This window comes from Aeromonas sp. NJAU223, from assembly GCF_051125555.1.
Lineage (GTDB): Bacteria > Pseudomonadota > Gammaproteobacteria > Enterobacterales > Aeromonadaceae > Aeromonas > Aeromonas veronii_G.
Genome location: NZ_CP144204.1, coordinates 1,542,810 through 1,562,484, shown reverse-complemented (window position 1 = coordinate 1,562,484; position 19,675 = coordinate 1,542,810). Strand labels below are relative to the sequence as shown.

The 19,675-nt window shown below is 61.4% G+C and carries 17 protein-coding genes; 8 read left to right on the top strand and 9 right to left on the bottom strand.

Going from position 1 to position 19,675, the window contains the following annotated elements; all coding sequences use genetic code 11:
- Nucleotides 1–88: 88 nt before the first annotated feature.
- Both VZC39_RS07315 and arsC read right to left on the bottom strand, forming a co-directional pair.
- Nucleotides 89–469: a DUF2069 domain-containing protein gene (locus VZC39_RS07315; protein WP_349921733.1), complete on the bottom strand. Its 381-nt coding sequence runs from the start codon at nt 467–469 to the stop codon at nt 89–91.
- Nucleotides 466–816: an arsenate reductase (glutaredoxin) gene (arsC, locus tag VZC39_RS07310; RefSeq protein WP_434667083.1), complete on the bottom strand. Its 351-nt coding sequence runs from the start codon at nt 814–816 to the stop codon at nt 466–468. The genes VZC39_RS07315 and arsC overlap by 4 nt, the downstream gene beginning before the upstream one ends.
- Before the next feature lie 87 nt (nt 817–903).
- On the opposite strand from arsC, the gene VZC39_RS07305 reads away from it, so the two are divergent.
- The gene (locus VZC39_RS07305; protein WP_434667080.1) at nt 904–1,362 is read left to right on the top strand and encodes a TlpA family protein disulfide reductase; all 459 of its coding nucleotides are present in this window, start codon (nt 904–906) and stop codon (nt 1,360–1,362) included.
- Nucleotides 1,363–1,487: 125 nt separating this feature from the next.
- On the opposite strand, the gene VZC39_RS07300 is transcribed toward VZC39_RS07305, so the two are convergent.
- Complete coding sequence (locus VZC39_RS07300) at nt 1,488–2,942, bottom strand: beta-barrel assembly-enhancing protease (protein WP_349921730.1); 1,455 nt, start codon at nt 2,940–2,942, stop codon at nt 1,488–1,490.
- A 128-nt stretch (nt 2,943–3,070) separates the two neighbouring features.
- Here VZC39_RS07300 and VZC39_RS07295 point away from each other — a divergent pair, with 128 nt between their 5' ends.
- From VZC39_RS07295 to VZC39_RS07285, 3 genes are all read left to right on the top strand, one after another.
- Nucleotides 3,071–3,313: a sulfurtransferase TusA family protein gene (locus VZC39_RS07295; protein WP_349921729.1), complete on the top strand. Its 243-nt coding sequence runs from the start codon at nt 3,071–3,073 to the stop codon at nt 3,311–3,313.
- Nucleotides 3,314–3,380: 67 nt separating this feature from the next.
- Nucleotides 3,381–4,451, top strand: coding sequence for an AI-2E family transporter (locus tag VZC39_RS07290; protein WP_349921728.1), 1,071 nt, complete (start codon nt 3,381–3,383; stop codon nt 4,449–4,451).
- Nucleotides 4,452–4,691: 240 nt separating this feature from the next.
- The gene (locus VZC39_RS07285) at nt 4,692–5,498 is read left to right on the top strand and encodes a MipA/OmpV family protein (RefSeq protein ID WP_349921727.1); all 807 of its coding nucleotides are present in this window, start codon (nt 4,692–4,694) and stop codon (nt 5,496–5,498) included.
- A 67-nt stretch (nt 5,499–5,565) separates the two neighbouring features.
- On the opposite strand, the gene VZC39_RS07280 is transcribed toward VZC39_RS07285, so the two are convergent.
- The 6 genes from VZC39_RS07280 to yejK form a co-directional block, all read right to left on the bottom strand.
- Entirely contained in the window at nt 5,566–6,366 is an 801-nt protein-coding gene (locus tag VZC39_RS07280; RefSeq protein ID WP_434667074.1) for an alpha/beta fold hydrolase, read from the bottom strand.
- 161 nt (nt 6,367–6,527) lie between these two features.
- Nucleotides 6,528–7,664 carry an ABC transporter ATP-binding protein gene (locus VZC39_RS07275; RefSeq protein ID WP_349921725.1) on the bottom strand — a complete coding sequence of 379 codons (1,137 nt, stop codon included), beginning with the start codon at nt 7,662–7,664 and terminating at the stop codon, nt 6,528–6,530.
- A gap of 68 nt (nt 7,665–7,732) precedes the next feature.
- The gene (gene malG / locus VZC39_RS07270; RefSeq protein ID WP_349921724.1) at nt 7,733–8,623 is read right to left on the bottom strand and encodes a maltose ABC transporter permease MalG; all 891 of its coding nucleotides are present in this window, start codon (nt 8,621–8,623) and stop codon (nt 7,733–7,735) included.
- A gap of 12 nt (nt 8,624–8,635) precedes the next feature.
- Nucleotides 8,636–10,285 (bottom strand): maltose ABC transporter permease MalF, encoded by a 1,650-nt coding sequence (malF, locus tag VZC39_RS07265; RefSeq protein WP_434667070.1) that lies wholly within the window; start codon nt 10,283–10,285, stop codon nt 8,636–8,638.
- 74 nt (nt 10,286–10,359) lie between these two features.
- A complete protein-coding gene (gene malE / locus VZC39_RS07260) occupies nt 10,360–11,541 on the bottom strand; it encodes a maltose/maltodextrin ABC transporter substrate-binding protein MalE (protein ID WP_349921722.1) in 1,182 nt (393 codons plus the stop codon).
- Between the two features lie 394 nt (nt 11,542–11,935).
- Nucleotides 11,936–12,991: a nucleoid-associated protein YejK gene (gene yejK / locus VZC39_RS07255; protein ID WP_434667066.1), complete on the bottom strand. Its 1,056-nt coding sequence runs from the start codon at nt 12,989–12,991 to the stop codon at nt 11,936–11,938.
- A gap of 73 nt (nt 12,992–13,064) precedes the next feature.
- On the opposite strand from yejK, the gene VZC39_RS07250 reads away from it, so the two are divergent.
- From VZC39_RS07250 to VZC39_RS07235, 4 genes are all read left to right on the top strand, one after another.
- On the top strand, nt 13,065–13,292 hold the full coding sequence (locus tag VZC39_RS07250; RefSeq protein ID WP_349921720.1) for a DUF1414 domain-containing protein: 228 nt from the start codon (nt 13,065–13,067) through the stop codon (nt 13,290–13,292).
- Nucleotides 13,293–13,336: 44 nt separating this feature from the next.
- Nucleotides 13,337–15,184 (top strand): DUF3413 domain-containing protein, encoded by a 1,848-nt coding sequence (locus VZC39_RS07245; RefSeq protein WP_349921719.1) that lies wholly within the window; start codon nt 13,337–13,339, stop codon nt 15,182–15,184.
- A 274-nt stretch (nt 15,185–15,458) separates the two neighbouring features.
- Nucleotides 15,459–17,624: a TonB-dependent hemoglobin/transferrin/lactoferrin family receptor gene (locus tag VZC39_RS07240; RefSeq protein ID WP_349921718.1), complete on the top strand. Its 2,166-nt coding sequence runs from the start codon at nt 15,459–15,461 to the stop codon at nt 17,622–17,624.
- On the top strand, nt 17,624–19,645 hold the full coding sequence (locus tag VZC39_RS07235) for a prolyl oligopeptidase family serine peptidase (RefSeq protein WP_434667061.1): 2,022 nt from the start codon (nt 17,624–17,626) through the stop codon (nt 19,643–19,645). Before VZC39_RS07240 ends, VZC39_RS07235 begins: the two co-directional genes overlap by 1 nt.
- Nucleotides 19,646–19,675 lie beyond the last annotated feature (30 nt).

Here is a 19,675-nt window from a genome sequence, read left to right as displayed (position 1 = left end):
ATGGGAGCGGAGAGGCTGTCAGGGTCAATAGCTGACGGATGGCGCCAAAAAAACCGGACGCGTGGTCCGGTTTGATGGTCAGGCTCTGTCAGCTCGACTCTTTCTTCTTGCGGATACTGAGACCCAGCTCGCGGCCGCGCAGGCGGGCGTAGTAGATGGTGCCGATGAAGGCCAGGGTGGTGAACACCAGCTCCACCACCGCCAGCCAGCGCTCCCCCTCGTCCGTGGTGATCAGGGTCAGGGCGTGCAGGAAATAGGGCATCAGCACGAAGTTGCCCCAGGCGTGGGTGTAGGGGTTGCCCTGCACTATGCCCTTTAGGGGGAACAGCAGGGGCACCGTCCAGATCACCGGCAGCAGCCAGGGGTTGAGATCCGGATGGGGAGAGAGCCACAGATGCCACAGCAGGACCCATCCCAGCAGACCGAAGAAACCGGTCAGGGTCAGCAGACGGGCGAAGCGGGTGCTCACTTGAGGATCTCCAGCACCTGCTCGGGAGGACGGCCGATGCGGGCCTGTCCGTTCCTGATGACAATGGGGCGCTCGATGAGCTTGGGATGCCGGTACATGGCGGCGATCAGCGCCTCACCCGCTTGTTCGGCCAGTCCCAGCTCCTTGTAGAGATCCTCCTTGGTGCGCATCAGCTGACGCGGATCGCTGAAGCCGAGCTGGCTCAGCAGGGTGCGGATCTGCGCCTCGCTCGGCGCCTGTTCCAGATAGAGCACCACATCAGGGGCGATCCCGTGCTGCTCCAGCAGCGCCAGGGTTTCACGGCTCTTTGAGCAGCGCGGATTGTGGTAGATTTGGGTCTCGCTCATGGTAACTCCCTGATATGACTGATGGGACAAGAAACCGCGCTATTGTAGGGGAAACGTCGGATGAGGGTAAGGGCAATGGTGCCAGAAATGAAACGAATTTGTTGGCTGATTGTGGTCGCTCTGCTGACGGCCTGCTCGCCGGCACCGAGCTTCACCGACGCCGGGGGGCAAGCCGTGACCCTCGACGACTTCACCGGCAAGCCGCTGCTGGTCAATTACTTCGCCCCCTGGTGTCCCCCCTGCCTGCGGGAGATGCCGCTGCTGGCGGCCCTGCAGCAGCAAGGGGTGATAGGGGTGATCGCCATCAACTATGATGCCGCCACCCCCGCCGAGCTGACCGCGCTCGCCCGCCAGCACGGGATAACCGTGCCCCTGCTGACCCCGGCAGATGAGTCACGCCTCCCCTTCCCCCGCCCCGCCATGCTGCCCACCAGCTACCTGCTCAGTGCCGAAGGCGAGCTGCTGGAGACCCTGGTCGGGGAGCTGGACGAGCAGAAACTGGCCGAGATAAAAGCCCGGACAGTCACACCCCGGCAGCATCAGTAGCTGCCAATCAGCGCATTGACCTCGCAAGCCTTCTTCAACAGGCATCATCGGCAGCATGAATACCCAAAAAAAAGAGACGGGGTGCCCCTGATGGGGCACCCCGTCTGTCATCACCCGCCTCGGGATCAGCCTTTCAAGCTATCGAGATCCTTCTTCGCCCGCTCCAGCTGGGTGATGCGCGCCTCGATGCGGGCCAAGGTCAGCTTGTCGGTGGTGGTGCCGCGGGCCACCACCAGCTCGTCGATAGCCGCCTGATAGTCACCACGCAGGGAGAGGGTCTCCGCCCGCGCCATGTGCAAGTCCGTCATCCGGCCCGACTTGCGATAGGCGTCCGACAACAGGCTCCAGGCCAGGCTGTTCTCCTCGTGCTCGCGGGCGTAAGGATCCAGGGTGGCGATGGATTTCTTGTAATTGCCCGCCTCCAGATAGGCGTTGCCGAGGTTGACCACCACCACCTCGTTGTCCGGCATCCGGGTACGGAAGCGCTCCAACCGGGCGATGGCCTGGGCACTGCGCCCCTTGGCGAGATCGATGTCGGTCATGGCATCCACCATGAAGAGATCCTCGGGGTGGCGCGCCGCCAGCTCCTGCATCAGCGCATCCGCCTCATCGGTGCGCTTGAGCTGCAGCAGGGCCAGGGCCTTGCCGTAGAGGGCGGCATCCTTGAGGGGGTAGTCTCCCTTTTGCAGGCGGTTGTCAAAATAGCTCAGCAGTCCCTGGGGGGTCTCGGTGCCGTAGCGCACCTGGATGCGCACCTTGGCCAGCCAGAAGTCGAGGCTGGGAGGCAGGGTGCGGCGGCCATAGCTGCTGGCGCGGGCGCGGGCCTCGCTGATCCGGGTCTCCGGCAGGGGGTGAGTGAGCAGCATCTCCGGCGGCTTGCTGGCGTAGCGATACTCCGCCGCCAGTTTCTGGAAGAAGGTGGCCATCCCCATGGGATCGAAACCGGCGTCATAGAGCGTCTTCATGCCGATCCGGTCCGCCTCGTATTCGTTGTCCCGGGTGTAGTTGATAGCGGACTGCATGGAGAGACCCAGGGTGGTCTGCAAGGCGGCGATACCGGCGGTGGGGTTGATCACCGCCAGCGCAATGGAACCCACCAGCCCGGCCAGGGTCATGGCGGAACTGCTCGCCTGGGACTCCATGTAGCGGGCGATATGGCGCTGGGTCACGTGGGTGATTTCGTGCGCCAGCACCGAGGCGAGCTCGCTCTCGCTGTCGGCGTAAAGGAACAGGCCGGTGTGCACCTTGACTCGTCCGCCCAGGAAGGCGGCCGCGTTGATGCTGGGATCGTTGATGAGGAAGAAGGTGAAGGGGAAGCGCACCCCGTCCGCGTTGGTGAGCAGTCGCTGACCCAGATCGTCGATGTATTCGCTCAGCACGGGATCGTCGATGATGGGCAGGCCGGCCCGGGCGAATCGCATGAAGGCATTGCCATAGCGCACTTCCTGCTCGATGGGCAGGGCCGCTACCCCGGCGGTGCCGATGTCGGGCAGCTGGTTGTTCGCCTGGGCGTGGAAGGTCGCGCTCATCAGGGAGACCAGCAGGGGAAAGGATGCCATCAAGGGGGAAAAGCGGGCCACTGTGTCTCTATCTCCATCAGAAAGTGCTCGGGCAGAATACCCTTGCCCATCAAGGCCTACAAGCGTTGTTTCATCCTGCCATCGCGGCCATAATGACGGCCATCATACGCGATGGAGCCCTCCCCGAGATGGAACAGCACTGGGAACAGCTCGACCTGACCCCCTGGCGTTGCCCCGAGCCCCTGATCCGGCTCAAGCTCTGGCTGAGGGCGGCCCATGACGGCCAGTGCGTGCAGCTCCTGCTGGCCGATGCGGGTTCCAGACAGGACATTCCCGTCTGGTTGCGCCGACAGGGCCATCAGGTACAACCGTTGCAGGAAACCGAGACCTGTCTAAGGCTGCAACTGGTGGTCAGCAGTCCCTCGTCATGATGCGTCTCTTTGCACACCGTCGTCGGGCGCATGTCATCCCATGCCCCAGTAATGTAAGGAAGCTCCGATGTTAGAAGTCCTGAAGCGCTGGTACCAGACCCGCTTCTCCGATCCCGATGCGGTCACCCTGTTCCTGCTGCTGGTGTTCTGCTTCGCCGTGCTCTGGCTGTTTGGCGACATCCTGGCGCCGCTGCTGGTCGCACTGGTGATGGCCTACCTGCTGGAGTGGCCGGTGAGCCGATTGCAGCGGGCCGGGCTTTCTCGCACCCTGGCCACCAGCCTGGTACTGCTGCTGTTCATCGCCCTCACCGTGACGGCCTTCCTCGGGCTCATTCCGACCCTGGTGAGCCAGGGCATCAACCTGGCCAAGGAAGCGCCGGCCATGCTCAACCACGCTCAGGACTATGTGCGTGCCCTGCCGGAGAAGTACCCGGAGATCATCGACGTCAGCCTGGTCGAGACCATCATCGACAACATCCGCCAGCGCATCTTGGCGGGGGGCGAGCAGTTGGTGAGCGCTTCCCTGAGCTCCCTGGTCAACGTGGTCGCCATCCTGGTCTACGCCATCCTGGTGCCCCTGATGGTGTTCTTCATGCTCAAGGACAAGCAGGTTCTGATGGGAGGGCTGCGCCGCTTCCTGCCGCGCAACCGCACCCTGGTGAACCGGGTCTGGGTGGAGATGAACGACCAGATCATCAATTACATCCGCGGCAAGGTGATCGAGATCCTCATCGTCGGCATCGCCACCTATGTGCCCTTCGCCCTGATGGGGCTGCGCTACTCGGTGCTGCTGGCGGTGGCGGTGGGCTTCTCCGTGCTCATCCCCTACATAGGGGCGGTGGCGGTGACCGTGCCCGTGGCCATGGTGGCCCTGTTCCAGTGGGGGCTGACCCCGGACTTCGCCTGGCTGATGGTGGCCTATCTGGTCATCCAGGGGCTGGATGGCAACCTGCTGGTGCCCCTGCTCTTCTCCGAGGCGGTCAACCTGCACCCTGTGGCCATCATCATCGCCGTGCTGGTGTTTGGCGGCCTCTGGGGCTTCTGGGGGATCTTCTTCGCCATTCCCCTCGCCACCCTGGTCAAGGCGGTGATCAATGCCTGGCCCAAGCGCGAGGAGCTGCCCCGCCCCGCGCCATAAGCCCCATGACAATCCAACAAGAAGAGAGGCCCCGGCCTCTCTTCTTGTTGCCTCTTTGCGTATTTACTCTCCCCCGCGACGTGGTTGGACACACCGGCGTACTTTCCTCCCCCCTTAGCCCCCACTTGCTGACACCAACCTGAATTCCTGCGGCTATCGACTTGAATTCACAGCAAAAACACGCTTCACTGACGAAGACTCCACCTACGCCCCGGCCTGAAAACCCAAAAGGATCCCTTGATGCCCCCTGTCTCCTTGCGCCACGCCTGTCTCCCCGCACTCCTGAGCCTGTTGCTCGTCGCCCCGGCCCGGGCCGACATCGACATCGGTGCTCTCAGCGCCTTCTCCAGCGACAGCCCGAGCAGCCCCATCCCCAAGGGATTGGTGCTGGGCGGCGTGGTCCTCGGCGGCCAGGCCCGTTATCAGTATCAGGATGATGCCCTGCTCCCCATCCCGGGGGCCCTCTATTTTGGCGACAACCTGATGTACCTGGGGGATCGGGCCCGTTACTACCTCAGCCGGGATGGCGGGCTGTCGACCTATGCCTTCGGGCGGGTGCGCTTTGGCAACCTGGATCCCGATGACGATGCCTATTTCACCGGCATGGAGAAACGCAAAGGGGAGTTCGAGGCAGGCTTTGGCGCGGATCTCATCACCCCCTATGCCCTCTGGTCGATGCGGGCCACCACGGATGTCACCGGTACCAGCAACGGCCAGGAGGTGATGCTCTGGGCCAACTTCCCCATAGTGCGAGGCCGCCTGCTGCTGATGCCGGGGGCGGGTCTGATGCTGCGCAGCCACAATCTGGCGAACTACTATTTCGGCGGCATCGGGGCGGATGAAGTGGCCCCCGGTCGTCCCCAGTGGAATACCGGCACCACCCTCTCCCCCATGGCCTCCATCATCGGCAGCTACCGCTTCAGTCCCAACTGGATTGGCGGGTTTGGCTTCAACTACGAGCGCTATGACGACGACATCGCAGACAGCCCCCTGGTGCAACACCAGGGCGAGTTCTATGCCGGGGTCGGCGTCGGATACATCTGGTAACGGTGCAACATAACGAGAAGGGAGCCCGAGGCTCCCTTCTTCGCAATCAGGTCGTGGCCGGCACGCCTCAGAGCGCCGCGAGAAACGCCGCCAGCGCCTGGTTGACGAATGCCGGGTTCTCCAGGGTCGAGATATGGCCCGCCGCCGGGATCTCCTTGAAGGGGCAGCCGAGGGTCTCGGCCATCAGGTAGCCTTCCAGCACGGGACGCGCCTTGTCCTCGCAGCCTGTCATCACCAGGCTCGGCACTGTGATCTCTTCGAGCCACTCCATGCGATCCTCCCGGGTCACGAAGCTGCGCCCCACCGCCACCAGGCTGGCCACCTTGTCCAGCGGCCAGTTCGCCAGCCGAGCCTTGAAACCGGCCATCAGGGCCGGATCCGGCTGGTTGGCGAAAAACAGCGGCGCCACCTGATCGATGATGGGAGGCGGCAGGTTGCCCCGCTGCTCGATGGCGGCGAGCATGGCGAGATAGCGCTCGCAGGTGATCTGGGGCTCCCAGCCGACGAAGGTGTCCATCAACACCAATCCCTTGAGACGGGTCGGCGCCAGTCTGGCCAGCTCCATGCCCCACATGCCGCCGATGGAGAGGCCGATGAGCACGAACTCCTCGACGCCGAGGGCATCGAGCAGGGCCAGGTGATCCCGGGCCAGGGTGGCCAGGGTGCAGGGGCCCTCCGGCACGGGATCTGAATCCCCGTGACCCCAGAGCTCAGGCACGATGCAGCGGTACTGCCCCTTGAGAGCCTCGATCTGCGGCGCCCACATGGTGCTGTCCCACAGATAGCTGTGCCCCAGCAGCAGCACAGGCCCCTGCCCTTCATCCAGATAGGCCAGGCGACGCCCTGCTATCTCCATCATTTTCTTCATGTTTTCTCCTATGACCCGCTAGCTGGCGCCAGTGTAGCACGAGGGGCAGGCGCCTGACCTCCCCAGACGGGCGAGGCCTCCGGCCAGCCTGCGAGCGGGCAATAAAAAGCCGGTCGTCAGACCGGCAAAAGGCATTGAAGATAACGGAAAACCTGGCGTCATCAGACGCGGATATATTTGGCCGTGCGCGGGAAGGCTTGCTCCTTGGCATCGAACAGGTAGCAGGCCTCGGCCGGGATGCCGACGCTGTAGGTCTGGCCGGTGGCCACGTCCACGTCAGAGCTCGCCTTGACGGTGAAGTCGTGACCATCCACGTCCATGTAGACGAAGGACTCGGCTCCCAGGTGCTCGGCCACCTGCACCATACCGCTTACCTTGCTGTCGGCATGGGCGTGATCCAGCGGCACCAGGTGCTCGGGGCGAATGCCCAGTTCCACCTTGTCACCGACCGCACCGCGGCGGGCATCCACCCGCACCCGCACGGTATCGCCGGAAGTCAGCTTGACCACGGCTTCCTGCTCACCGATCTCCTGCAACTCGCCGGAGAGGAAGTTCATCTTGGGAGAGCCGATGAAGCCCGCCACGAACTTGTTGTCCGGGTTGTGGTAGAGCTCGAGCGGGGTGCCGAACTGTTCCAGGTTGGTCTCGGCCTCACCCTTGAGAGGGCTCAGCACCACGATGCGGTTGGCCAGGGTCATGGCCTCCACCTGATCGTGGGTCACGTAGATGATGGTGGAGTTGAGCTCCTTGTGCAGCTTGGCAATCTCGATGCGCATCTTGACCCGCAGGGCCGCATCCAGGTTCGACAGCGGTTCGTCGAACAGGAACACCTGAGGCTGCTGGACGATGGAGCGACCGATGGCCACCCGCTGGCGCTGACCGCCGGACAGGGCCTTGGGCTTACGGTCGAGCAGGGGCTCGAGGCCGAGGATCTCGGCGGCGCGCATCACCCGCTTGTGGATGTTCTCCTTGTCCATCTTCTTGAGCTTGAGGCCGAAGGCCATGTTCTCGTAGATGTTCATGTGCGGGTAGAGGGCGTAGGACTGGAACACCATGCCCACGTTGCGCTCCACCGGCGGCACGTCGTTCATGTAGCGACCGCCGATGGTCAGCTCGCCGCTGGTGATGTCTTCCAGGCCCGCGATCATCCGCAGCAGGGTGGACTTGCCACAGCCGGACGGGCCGACGAAGACGATGAACTCCCCTTCCTTGATGGCCAGATTGATGTTGCGCAGGGTGTCCTTGTGGACCGCCGGATCATAGTTCTTGCGAACCTTGTTGAGTACTACTTCAGCCATGTCGAGCTCCGCTCTTGAATCTTTGCAAATCGTGATGGCGGGGGGAGAAGCCTCCCCGGCCATGAACCTTAACCTTTGACGCCACCGGCAGTGAGACCACCTACCAACCAGCGCTGTGCCAGCAGGAATACGACGGTGATCGGCAAACCAGACAGCACTGCTGCTGCGGCGAAGTCACCCCACAGATAGTTCTGCGGATAGAGGTATTGCTGGGCACCGACCGCCAGGGTCAGGTTGTTCACATCCGACAGCAGGATGGACGCCACGGGCACCTCGGTGATGGAACCGATGAAGGCCAGAATGAACACCACCGCCAGGATGGGCACCGACAGGGGCAGCAGGATCAGCCTGAATGCCTGCCAGGGCGTCGCACCGTCGATGGCCGCCGCTTCCTCCAGGGAGGAGTCGATGGTCTCGAAGTAGCCCTTGATGGTCCACACGTGCAGGGCGATGCCTCCCATGTAGGCCAGGATCAGGCCGCCGTGGGTGTTTAGGCCGAGCCAGGGAATGTAGTCCCCAATCTTGTTGAACAGCGCATAGATGGCCACCAGGGCCAGCACCGCCGGGAACATCTGGAAGATCAGCATCCCCTGCAAGATGGTCTGCTTGCCACGAAAACGCAGGCGGGCAAAGGCATAGGCACAGGTGGTGGAGAGCACCACTATCATCAGGGCGGTGATGCCCGCGATCTTGATGGAGTTCCACAACCAGGTCAGCACCGGGAACGGCGGCGGCGTGATGCTGCCGTCGGCGTTGGTGATGGACATGCCGAGCGCCAGCTTCCAGTGATCCAGGGTCGGATTGGTGGGGATGATCTCCCCCACCGAGAAGTTGCCGTTACGGAACGAGATGGCGATGACCATGATCACCGGGAAGATGATCAGCGCCAGGAAGGCCCACATGACCAGGTGGGTTGCCCACACCCGGTATTTGACTGATTTGGGTTGTACGATAGCCATTTTCGAGCCTCCTTACAGCTTGTCCGCTTTGGACAATTTCAGGTTGAGCAGTGCGAGCGCGCCGACGATCAGGAAGATGGCGGTAGCGATGGCACTGGCCAGACCGTAGTCCTGACCACCCGAACCCTGGAACGCGATCCGGTAGGTGTAGTTCACCAGCAGATCCGTGGTACCGGCCGGGGTACTGGCCCCGATGATGTCCGGTGCTCCGTTGGTCAACAGCTGGATAAGCACGAAGTTGTTGAAGTTGAAGGCAAACGACGCGATGAGCAGCGGCGTCAGCGGCTTCATCAACAGCGGTACCGTGATCTTGAAGAAGTTCTGTACCGGACCCGCCCCGTCCATGGCGGATGCCTCATAGAGATCTTCCGGAATCGCCTTGAGCAGGCCCATGCAGAGGATCATCATGTAGGGGTAGCCGAGCCAGGTGTTGACGATGAGGATCATCATCTTGGCCAGGAAGGGGGTGGTGTACCAGTCCGGCTTGATGCCGAACGCCGCTTCCAGGAACAGGTTGATCTCGCCGAAGTTCTGGTTGAACAAGCCCTTGAACACCAGGATGGAGATGAACGCCGGTATGGCATAGGGCAGGATCAGCATGACCCGGTAGAAACCACGGCCGCGCAGTTGTTCCCACTGTACCAGGCAGGCCATCACCATGCCGATGGCCAGGGTGAAGGCCACGGAGCAGGCGGAGAAGATCACCGTCCAGACGAAGATCTGCATGAAGGGACCCTGGATACCCGGGTCTGTCATGATCCGCACGAAGTTCTTCCAGCCCACGCTGACCACGAAGCCCGGTGCCAGCCCCTTGCCGACGAACTGGCCATCCGCGTCGATGTACTGGTAGAAGCCGGTGTCGGGGTTGGGCAGCATCAGCTCGCCAGTCTGGTTGTCACGCAGCAGGTTGACATCCTTGATCATGACCCCGGACTTGAGCACTGCGCCGTCCACCAGCTGGGTGTAGAGCGGTTTTTGCGCCGCAAACTTGCGCAGGCTGCTCATGGTCAGGTGCACGCTGCCGTCCGGCAGCACCAGATCCAGGGCATTGAGATGGCTGCGGTGATCGACGATGGCGCGAATGGGCGCCGCCTGGCCGACCGCTTCCCCGTTCAGGGGCTGCAGTTGCACGGTTTCAGGCTCACTCGGTGCGCTGCCCTCGCGAACGGCCAGGGTGTGCGCCTTGTTGTTCTGCAGGTGAAGAGGCTGGCTGATGAAGGATTGGTCATCCTGCTGCAACAGCAACTGGTACTGACCCTTGTCCCCACCCAGCAGGGTGAAGTCGAATTCGCCCCCCGCCACCTTGTAGATCTTTTTCAGATGGAAATTGCGTGCCTGCTCGAGGGAGAGCAAGTTGGTGCCCGAATAGTTGGTGAAGGCGATGCCGATCGTGTAGGCAAGAGGGAAGATGATAAACACCACCATGCCAGCCACACCGGGGAAGATATAGCGGTGGGCATAGGTCTTCTTGTTCATGAAGACATACAGCCCGACGGAAACCACCACCAGATCCAGCAGCGCGAACACCCACTCACCGCTGGCATACATCATCACGGCGGCATAGCCGTTGAGGATGGCGACCAGGGCAGCGATGGTCCACTTGAGCCAGGAGTGCTTAGCCTTCGGACCGGCATAGGATTCAATAGAAGGTACTACTTCCATGCCAATTAACCTTTATTACGCCAAGAGAGAGTTGAGAGAGTGGGAGGCCCGAAGGCCTCCCGGGTAGTGCATGCTTACTGGACGATACGCTTGGCTGCAGTATCCAGGGCTTCGTCAACGCTCTGACGGCCAGAGGTGACGTTCTTGAGGGCAGTTTCGAAGGAGGACCAGAAACGGCTCATCTCAGGCACGGACGGCATCGGCTCGCCATTCTGGGCGTTCTGCATGGTGGCCTTGATGTTGGCATCCGCTTCCAGGGTCTTCTGGAAGGACTTCAATGCCACGGCACCCAGCGGCTTGTCGGCATTCACCGGCGCCAGACCGGCATCGGTCAGCAGATAGTTCTCGAGGAACTCGATGGCCAGGTCCTTATTCGGGCTGGCAGCGTTGATGGTCGCACCCAGTACGCCAACGAAGGCCTTGGCCGGTTTGCCCTGCAGGGTCGGCAGCGGCGCTACGCCGTACTTGATGCCGCTCTTGTCCAGGTTGCTCCAGGCCCAGGGACCGTTGATCATCATGGCCACTTCGCCCTTGTTGAACTTGGCATCCATGACACCGTAGTCGATGCCCTTCTCCAGGTGACCGGACTTGATCATCTCGGAGATGTAGCCCACGCCCGCCTTGGCACCCGCGTTGTTCACGCCGGTGTCTTTCACGTCATAACCGGTGGCGGTCTTCTTGAAGGCATAACCACCGTTGGCAGCCACCAGGGGATAGCTGAAGTAGGGGGTGTCATAGGCCCACATGATGGCGCGCTTGCCATTCTTCTTCAGATCTTCGTCGATCTTGGCGATCTCTTCGAAGGTCTTCGGCGGGTTCGGCAGCAGATCCTTGTTGTAAATCAGGCTGACGGCTTCAACTGCAACCGGGTAGCCGTAGGTCTTGCCGTCGACGGTCATGGCGTCCCAGGCGAACTGCTCGAACTTGGCCTTCTCGGCGGCATTCGGGGTCACCGGCACCAGCAGACCGGCCTTGACCCACTCACCGTAACGGTCGTGAGCCCAGAAGAAGATGTCGGGACCGTTGCCGGTGGCAGCGGCTTGCTGGAATTTCACTTCAACCTGATCCGGGTGAGCCACGGTCACCTTGATGCCGGTCTCCGCTTCGAATTTCTTGCCGACTTCGGCCAGGCCGTTATAGCCCTTGTCACCGTTGATCCAGATGGTCAGCTGACCTTCGTCAATGGCAGCCGTGGCAGAGCAAGCCACACCCAGAGTAGCCAGACCGATCAGGGATGACAGCAATTTCTTTTTCATGAGCCTTTCCTTGTATAAGTTCCGCGCTGTAAGAGCATTGTGTGCAAGTGAATATTATCCCAAGCCGTGCATGCCTCACATGACACGCCTCGCATTTTTGAAATGCAATTACGTATTTTCTTCCAGAAAGTTCTGAAAACATTTTCTTATTTCCGCGAATACCGGGGGTTTATTCCCGTATTTTTGACTCCACAAGGAAATAAAATTACCAATCGGTAATAAAATTTCATGAATGAAAGGGGTTTCACCCCCATGAAAGCCCTTTCAAACCCTTTATTTTGTCCAATGTGTTAACAAAGTACCGAGTCCATTTCGATGTGCGCCAACCCCATAAATAAAAAGACACCCGGGGCAGCCCGGGTGTCTTTTTGCCGAAAATGAAGAGTGGATCACATTATGACTGGCGCAGCAGTTGATCCTTGAGGTTGGGGGGGACGCCACGGATGGTCAGCGTGTCGGTCTGGGGATCGTAAAACACGCGGCTGTTCAATAGCTTCTGCTCGAAGCTCAGGGTCAGACCACCGCCTGAACCGACAAATTTGGTGAGCCCCCGCAGGGTGGACCTGTCCGCCGGGAAACGATCCTCCAGTTCATATTCCTGGCCGATGAAACTGTAGAAGTCGAGATCTCCTTCATCTTTTGCAGCCAGTTCAGCCGAGAGTTCTTTTATCTCTATTTCTGCACCGGCACTGGCTTGCTCGGTGCAATATTGGAAGACCTGTTTCTTGTAATCATGGCGCTCGGCGGGCTCGAGTTGGCGGCTGTCGCAATAATCGTCCACCGCCTGCAGCAATCCCTTGTTTTGCACCTTGGCATCCATGCCTTCACGGGCACCCAGATAATCCATGAAGAAGTCCCCCAGTTTGCGGCCGACCCGCCCCTTGCTGAAGGTAATATAACGGCGGGAATCGGGCTGGGTCTTCCACTCGGTCAGATCGATGCGGGCCACCAGATTGAGTTTGCCGATATCCAGATACTGGATATGACGCAGCTCCAGTGCCTCGCTGACGGTGACGCTCTCCTTGCCCTCCAGGAGGGCGACCATCAGATAATCAACCCCCACATAGTTGTATTTGGCAAACAGCAGCACCCCCTGCTCTCCCAGGGCATGTTCCACCAAATTCTTCACCAGCAGCTGGGTCATGGTCACGGAGAAGGGAACGAACTCGGTCTGCTCGGCGAGCAGCTGTTCGAGGGCGATGCGAAATGCGGGGGAAGGCTGTTTGGGGGCATCGCTCCCTTCTGCCAGCTCGGCGACGGCGGCTTCCGGGTCCGCGAAGAAGCCGAAGCCCTTGCCACCCTTGCCGTTGTAGATGCGATGCAGTTCAGCCATCAGCCCTTGCACCGCCTCGTCTGCGGGCAGGGTCTGGCTGCGGGTGTCGGCGTGCGGTTGACCATCGCCGCCCTGGCGCAGGGAGTGAAGAATGATCTTGTCGATATCGAGACTCATGTCACAAAGCCATAGTGTTAGCCGAAAGGGTGAAGTATTATAAGGCGCTTTGAACCGAGATGAACTGAAGATTATGCCCATCGTATCAAAGTACAATAACGAGCAGTTTGACGCCCTGATGAACGACCTGATCACCGCCCTGGAAAAGCACAAGGCCCCGGTGGATCTCAGTCTGATGGTGCTTGGCAACCTGACCACCAATATCATCAACGGTATGGCCCCGGCCCAGCGTCAGGCGATCACCGAGAAGTACATCCAGGCGCTCACCGCCTCGGTGAGTCTTCGTCACGATGCTCACTGAGTTTCTTCGCATTCTTTGACGTTTCTCAACCCTGATGGATCACTATGGTCGAAACCGGCAACCCCTATCGTGATAATGTCTCTCGCCTGATCACCTGGGGGCATTGGTTCTCCTTCTTCAACATCATCCTGGCCATGCTGATCGCCACCCGTTATCTGGGCTCCATCAGCTGGCCATCGACCACGCTCGGTGTCACCTATCTCATCATCAGCTGGATAGGGCATTTCTCGTTCCTGAGCTTCGTCACCTATCTGTTGACCATCTTCCCCTTGAGCTTCGTGCTGCCCAAGGAGCGGGTGCTGCGTTTCACCTCGGCCATCATCGCCACCCTGGCGCTGGTGCTGCTGCTCATCGACACCCAGGTGTTCCAGCTGTTCAAGTTCCACCTGAACGGTCAGGTGTGGCAATTGCTGCTGGATCAGGCCCAGACCGAGGAGGGCTCAATCTGGAGCATCATCTTCGTGGCGGTGCCCACCATCTTCCTGCTTGAGCTGCTGCTGTCGGCCTATGTGTGGCGCAAGATCAACAAGCGCAAGCGCCGCCAGTACGGCAATCAGGTCGGGCTGGCCCTGCTGGTCTGCTTCATCCTGACCCATCTGGTCAACAGCTGGGCCGATGCGACCCTCTATCAGCCCATCACCATGCAGCGGGCCAACTTCCCCCTCTCCTACCCCATGACCGCGCGCAGCTTCCTGGCCAAGCACGGCTGGCTGGATCTGGAACAGTACGAGAAGAAGGCCGAGAGCCAGGGCAGTGCCGAACACAGGCTGATCTATCCCCTGCGCCCCCTCAACGTGAGCGCCCCAGTCGAGCACATGAACCTGCTGGTCGTCGTGGTGGATTCCCTGCGGGCGGACATGCTCAACAACATCAACATGCCCAATCTGCAGCGCTACGCAGACAATCATCTCAATTTCCGCCAACACATGAGTGGCGGCAATGACGATGTCATGGGGATGTTCGGGCTCTTCTACGGGTTGCCCGGCCACTATTACGACGACATCAGTGCCGACAAGCGCCCCCCGGTGCTGTTTGACGAGATGCTGCGCCAGGACTACCAGTTTGGCCTGTTCGGCTCGCTGGAAGATGCCCAGAAGTACCGCCAGAGCCTGCTGGCCGGCCTGCGCAAGCAGGTGTTTGTCTCCGAGCAGACCGACGATACCCGCCTCATCGGCGACTGGCAGCAGTGGCTCGGCAAGCGCTCGACCGATCGCCCCTGGTTCTCCCTGGTCTATCTGTCGAGCCCCGGGGATTATCAGGTGCCCGCCGATGTGAAGGGTCCCTTCCAGCCTGAGCTGACCCGCTTCAACCCGGCGACGGCCTATCGGTCCGAGAATCTGCAGAAGCTGGAGAATCGCTACAAGAATACCGTCTTCTATACGGATCAGCTGCTCGAGCAGATGCTGGATCAGTTGCAGCAGCAGGGCCTGAGCGAGAAGACCATCGTCGTCATCACCTCCAATCATGGTCAGGAGTTCAACGAAACCCAGAGCAACAGCTGGGGCTATGGCAGCAACTACTCCCCCTATCAGGTGCAGGTGCCCTTCGTACTCGCCTGGCCAGGGGCCGAGGAGAAGCCTCAGGAGCAGGCCAGCAGCCACCTGGATCTGGTGCCGACCCTGATGAAGGGTATGCTGGGCGTGCGCAACCCGCCGCGAGACTACAGCATTGGCCGCAGCCTGTTCGATATCAGTCCGCGCAACTGGCTGCTGGCGGGGGATCAGAATGACTTCGCCATCTACCAGGACAACACCATCACCCACTTCAACAAGCAGGGGGATTTCGAGTTGCTGGATCGCGCGAGCTACAAACCCATCAAACACGGTACGCCGGATATGGGGGCCATGATCCAGGTGATGAACGAGCTCAATCGCTTCTATCGCTCCCCCTGATCGATGCGATAAGTGTCACCAGGCCCGCCTTCATGGCGGGCTTTTTTATGGCCTCCCGGGCCCACCTTTCCCCTTCTGTCCCGCAGACGTTTGCGCTGCTTTTCGATTTCCATCCGGAATACCTCATCAACCACTAATGAGTTATCAGTCAGAAAAAGTCCAATCCGATCAAGATCATAAAAACAAAATGATAATGATTATCAATCATTGAACTAAAAAGATTCATCTGCAATAATCCGCGCCCTTCAGGCTTAAATAACAATCATTATCAACAATGAAAACACTACTGCACTACTGGCCCATGCTGCTGTCCGGTACAGCTTTGGCTGCCAGCGATCCGGCGAGGATCGACTCAACCGACATGAATCCGGAACTCAAGGCGCGCGAGACCATCGTGGTCAAGGGCCAGCGAATAGAGCAGAAGTTATCCGACGTGTCCGGTGCCATCACCGTCATCACCGAGGAAGACCTGGATCGTCAGGTGGCGACCGAACTCACCGACGTGTTCAAGAACGAACCCGGTGTCTCGGTCACCGGCTCCGCAGGCCGGCCCCAGAACATCATCATCCGCGGCATGGGCGGCAACCGGGTGCTGATCATCAAGGACGGGGTCCGGGTCAGCGACGGCTTCGGCGCCGACGATCTCAACGACAAGGTGGGCCGCTTCAGCTTCGACCTCGATGACGTCAAGCAGATCGAAGTCGCCAAGGGCGCTGGGTCATCCCTGCATGGCTCGGACGCCATCGGCGGTACCATCGTCATCAGCACCAAGCAGCCGGAAGACTACCTGCAAGGTCAGGATGCCTACCTCAGCAGCAAGGTGCTGCAAGACGGCAGCTCAGACAAACAGAAGCTCAGCGCCACCGGCGCCGCCAGAATCATGGATACCGAGCACCTGCTGCGGGTCTCCGGCTGGCAGGGGCACGAGACCGCCAACTATGACGAGAGCCGCATTCCAGCGGATCTGGACGGGCTCAGTGCCTCCACCAGCTCCCGCTTCCAGCTAAGCGACCATCACCTGCTGCGCCTCGAGCTCGACTATTTCGAGGACAATGCCGAGCGGGATCAGGGGCCTCTCGAAGTCCCCCAGCCAGACGGCAAGTGGCAGGTGCGCCAGTACCGGGAAAATGCCAGCCAGAAAACCCAGGGGGGCAAGCTCGGCTGGGAGGCCAGCGACCTTGGCACCCTGCTGGCCGACAGCTTTACCTGGAGTGCCTACGGCAACCACTCCAAGAACACCGCCAACAAGCGCAGCCTGCTGCAAAACGATCTGCTGAGCGGCTATCCCCGCTATCGCAGCGAGCGGGAACTCGCCACCTTCACCGAAGACAGGGTCGGCACCGAGCTGGACGTGCGCCGGGATCTCGTCACCGGTGATATCGCCCACAAGCTGAGTTACGGCCTGGAGCTGGAGCGCACCACCCACGAGCGACCGGTCGAAAAACTGAGCCTGGAGGCCGGCGTGCCCCAGCCCCAGCAATCCGCCCCCTTCAGCCGTGCCCGCACCGACCGGGCCGGGGTCTGGCTGAGTGACGTGGCCTCCCTCGGCCAGTGGCAGTTCACCCCTACCCTGCGCATGGATCACCAGTGGCTCAAGCCCCTCGATGGCAGCAATGGCGAAAACCACAGCTGGCACCTCTCCCCGAGCCTGGCCACCAGCTACCGCTTCAACGAGGAGTGGCGCAGCTGGCTGAGCTACGCCAACGGCTTCCGCGCCCCCTCCTATGACAAGGTATACGGCAACATCCCCCACTACTTTGCCCTGCCGCCGTTCGAGATCATCGCCAATACCGAGCTGGAGGAAGAGACCAGCCACAGCTTCGAATGGGGGGTCAGCGGCGAGGGAGAGAACTGGAGCATCAAACCGTCCCTCTTCTACAACCGTTACTACAACTTCATCGACTGGCGGGAAGTGGGCATGCGCCTGCGCGACGGCGTCTACCTGCGTCAGTACCGCAACGTGGCCAAGGCCGAGACCTGGGGCGCCGAAGTGGCCGCCAGCTACTGGCTGACCCCGGAGTGGGAACTCGCCACCAAGCTCGGCTGGGTTGACGGAGAGGACAGTCAGGGCGAGGCCCTGCGTACCCTCACACCGCTGGAAGGCAACACCCGCCTCACCTATCAGGCCAATGCCTGGAGCCTCGGCCTGCAGGCGGACTACGCCGCCGCCATGAACCGGGTGCCCACTTGCAGCAACAGCCTGACCAGCAGCCAGGGGGACTGCTTGAAGAGCGCCGGCTGGTTCAGCATGGCGATGACCGCCGACTGGCAGGTGACCGATGCCCTCAAGGTCAACCTCAAGCTCGATAACCTGTTCGACACCCGCTACACCCGCTATCAGGATGTGGCCGGGCTGGAAGCCGGTACCGACGCCGATCTGTTCACCCAGACAGGCCGCTCCCTGAGCGCCAGCCTGCGCTACACCTTCGTGGGGCTCTGATGCGTCGCCTGTTGATACTGGCCAGCCTGCTGGCCATCCCGGCCCTGGCCGAGGAAGAGGCGCCGCTCATCCCGGAGCGTCCCGCGCTGATGAAAGGCAGCATCGCCCGGGTCGACCCCTACGGCGGCTGGCGCGATGACAGTCGCAGTTCACCCGAGCTGTTGACCCTGCTGCGCGAGCAGAACCGCTGGACCGAGCAACGGCTCGCCGGCCTGCAACCCCTGGTCAAGACCCTGCAAGGGGAGTGGCAGCGCCAGGCCAGGGGCGAACCCATGCCCGTGGAGTGGTTGAGCCAGGCCGGCAGCCAGTGGCGCATGGGCGCCGATGGCAGCCTGTGGCAGCGCACGGACGAGCAGGCGGAGCCACGCCAGCGGCTGGCGCCGCGCCAACCGGCAGAGGGCTACTACGAGCTTGCCGCCTGGGCGCTGCATCCGAACGGCCATTGGCTGGCGCTGGCCGAGGACAGCCGTGGCGATCGGGATTACCGCATCACCCTGCTGGACCTTGCGAGCGGCAAAACCCTGGCAACTCTGCCCCATCGTGCCAGCGATCTGCTCTGGAGCCTGGACGGCAAGACCCTCTACACGGTGGCCAACGAGCGCAGCACCCTGCGCCCCTGGCAACTGCAAGCATGGCAGAACGGCAAGGAGACCCTGGTGTACGAGGAAGCCGATCCCGCCTGGCTCATCGGCCTCTACCGCACCACGGATCGGCGTCACCTGATCCTGCAGAGCAACAACCACAACAGCTCGGAGCAATACCTGCTGGATGACGGCAAGGCGACCCTCGTCAAGGCTCGCCAGCGCGGGCTCGAGTACTACCTGGATACCCAGGGCGATCGGGTACTCATCAAGAGCAATCTGGATGGGGATCTCGGTCTCTATCAGGCCGGCAGCCTGGCCGAGGCAGGAAGCCAACCCTGGCGCCCGCTCTGGTCCGGCAAGGGTCACAGCCTCGAGAAGTGGCGCCTGTTTGAGCACCACACCGTGCTGCAATATCGCAAGGAAGGAGACGACTGGCTCGACGTGCTGGATGCCGACGGCAGGCTGCGTCACAGCGTTCCCCTGACCGAGGGCGCCGGCACGGCCTGGATCCAGGGCAGTCAGGATCCGGCCGACACAGGGGTGCTCATTCGCCGTCAGGGCATGGCAGAGGCACCGCACCAGCGTTGGCTGAGTCTGGACTCGGGTCAGTGGCAGGACGATGACACCCGGGCCGTCGCTTCCCCCTATCAGAGCGAGCGACGCTGGATAGTGGGCAAGGACGGCGTCAAGGTGCCCGTCTCCCTGGTGTGGCGCAAGGACATCACCACCCCCAAGGCGCTGCTGCTCTACGGCTATGGCGCTTACGGCACCCCCATGCGCCCCTACTACCAGCCCAGGGTATTGAGCCTGCTTGATCGCGGCTTCGTCTACGCCATCGCCCATGTGCGCGGCGGCGGCCTGCTCGGCGACCCCTGGTATCGGGAAGGCCGTGGCCAGCAAAAGCAGCACAGCGTGGATGACTTCCTGGCGGTGGCCGAGAGCCTCTCCCGGGATCCCGCCATCGATCCGGCCCGACTGTTCGCCATGGGCGGCAGCGCTGGCGGCCTGCTGGTGGCGGCAGCCTTGAACCAGGCGCCGACCCGCTTCGCCGGTGCCGTGCTGCAAGTGCCCTTCGTCGACATGCTGGGCACCATGACCGACCCCGAGCTTCCCCTCACCCGGCAGGAGTATGCGGAGTGGGGCAATCCGGCAAATAGCGATGATTATGCTGCCATGCGCCGATTAAGCCCCTATGACAATCTGCATGAGGCTCACTATCCGCCACTTTATGTGACAGCAGGCCTGCATGACAGTCAGGTCCCCTACTGGGAACCCCTCAAGTGGCTGGCCCGCCTGCGTGCCCACAGCACGGGGACGGGTCCCTATCTGCTCAACACCGAGCTCGAGGGGGGGCACCTGGCCAACCCCAACACCGCCACCCAGCGGGCAGCCCAGGAGTATGCCTTCCTGCTCGATCTGGCCGGAGTCAAACACTGATGCCAGCACTCAATCTTCCTGTTTTGGAGT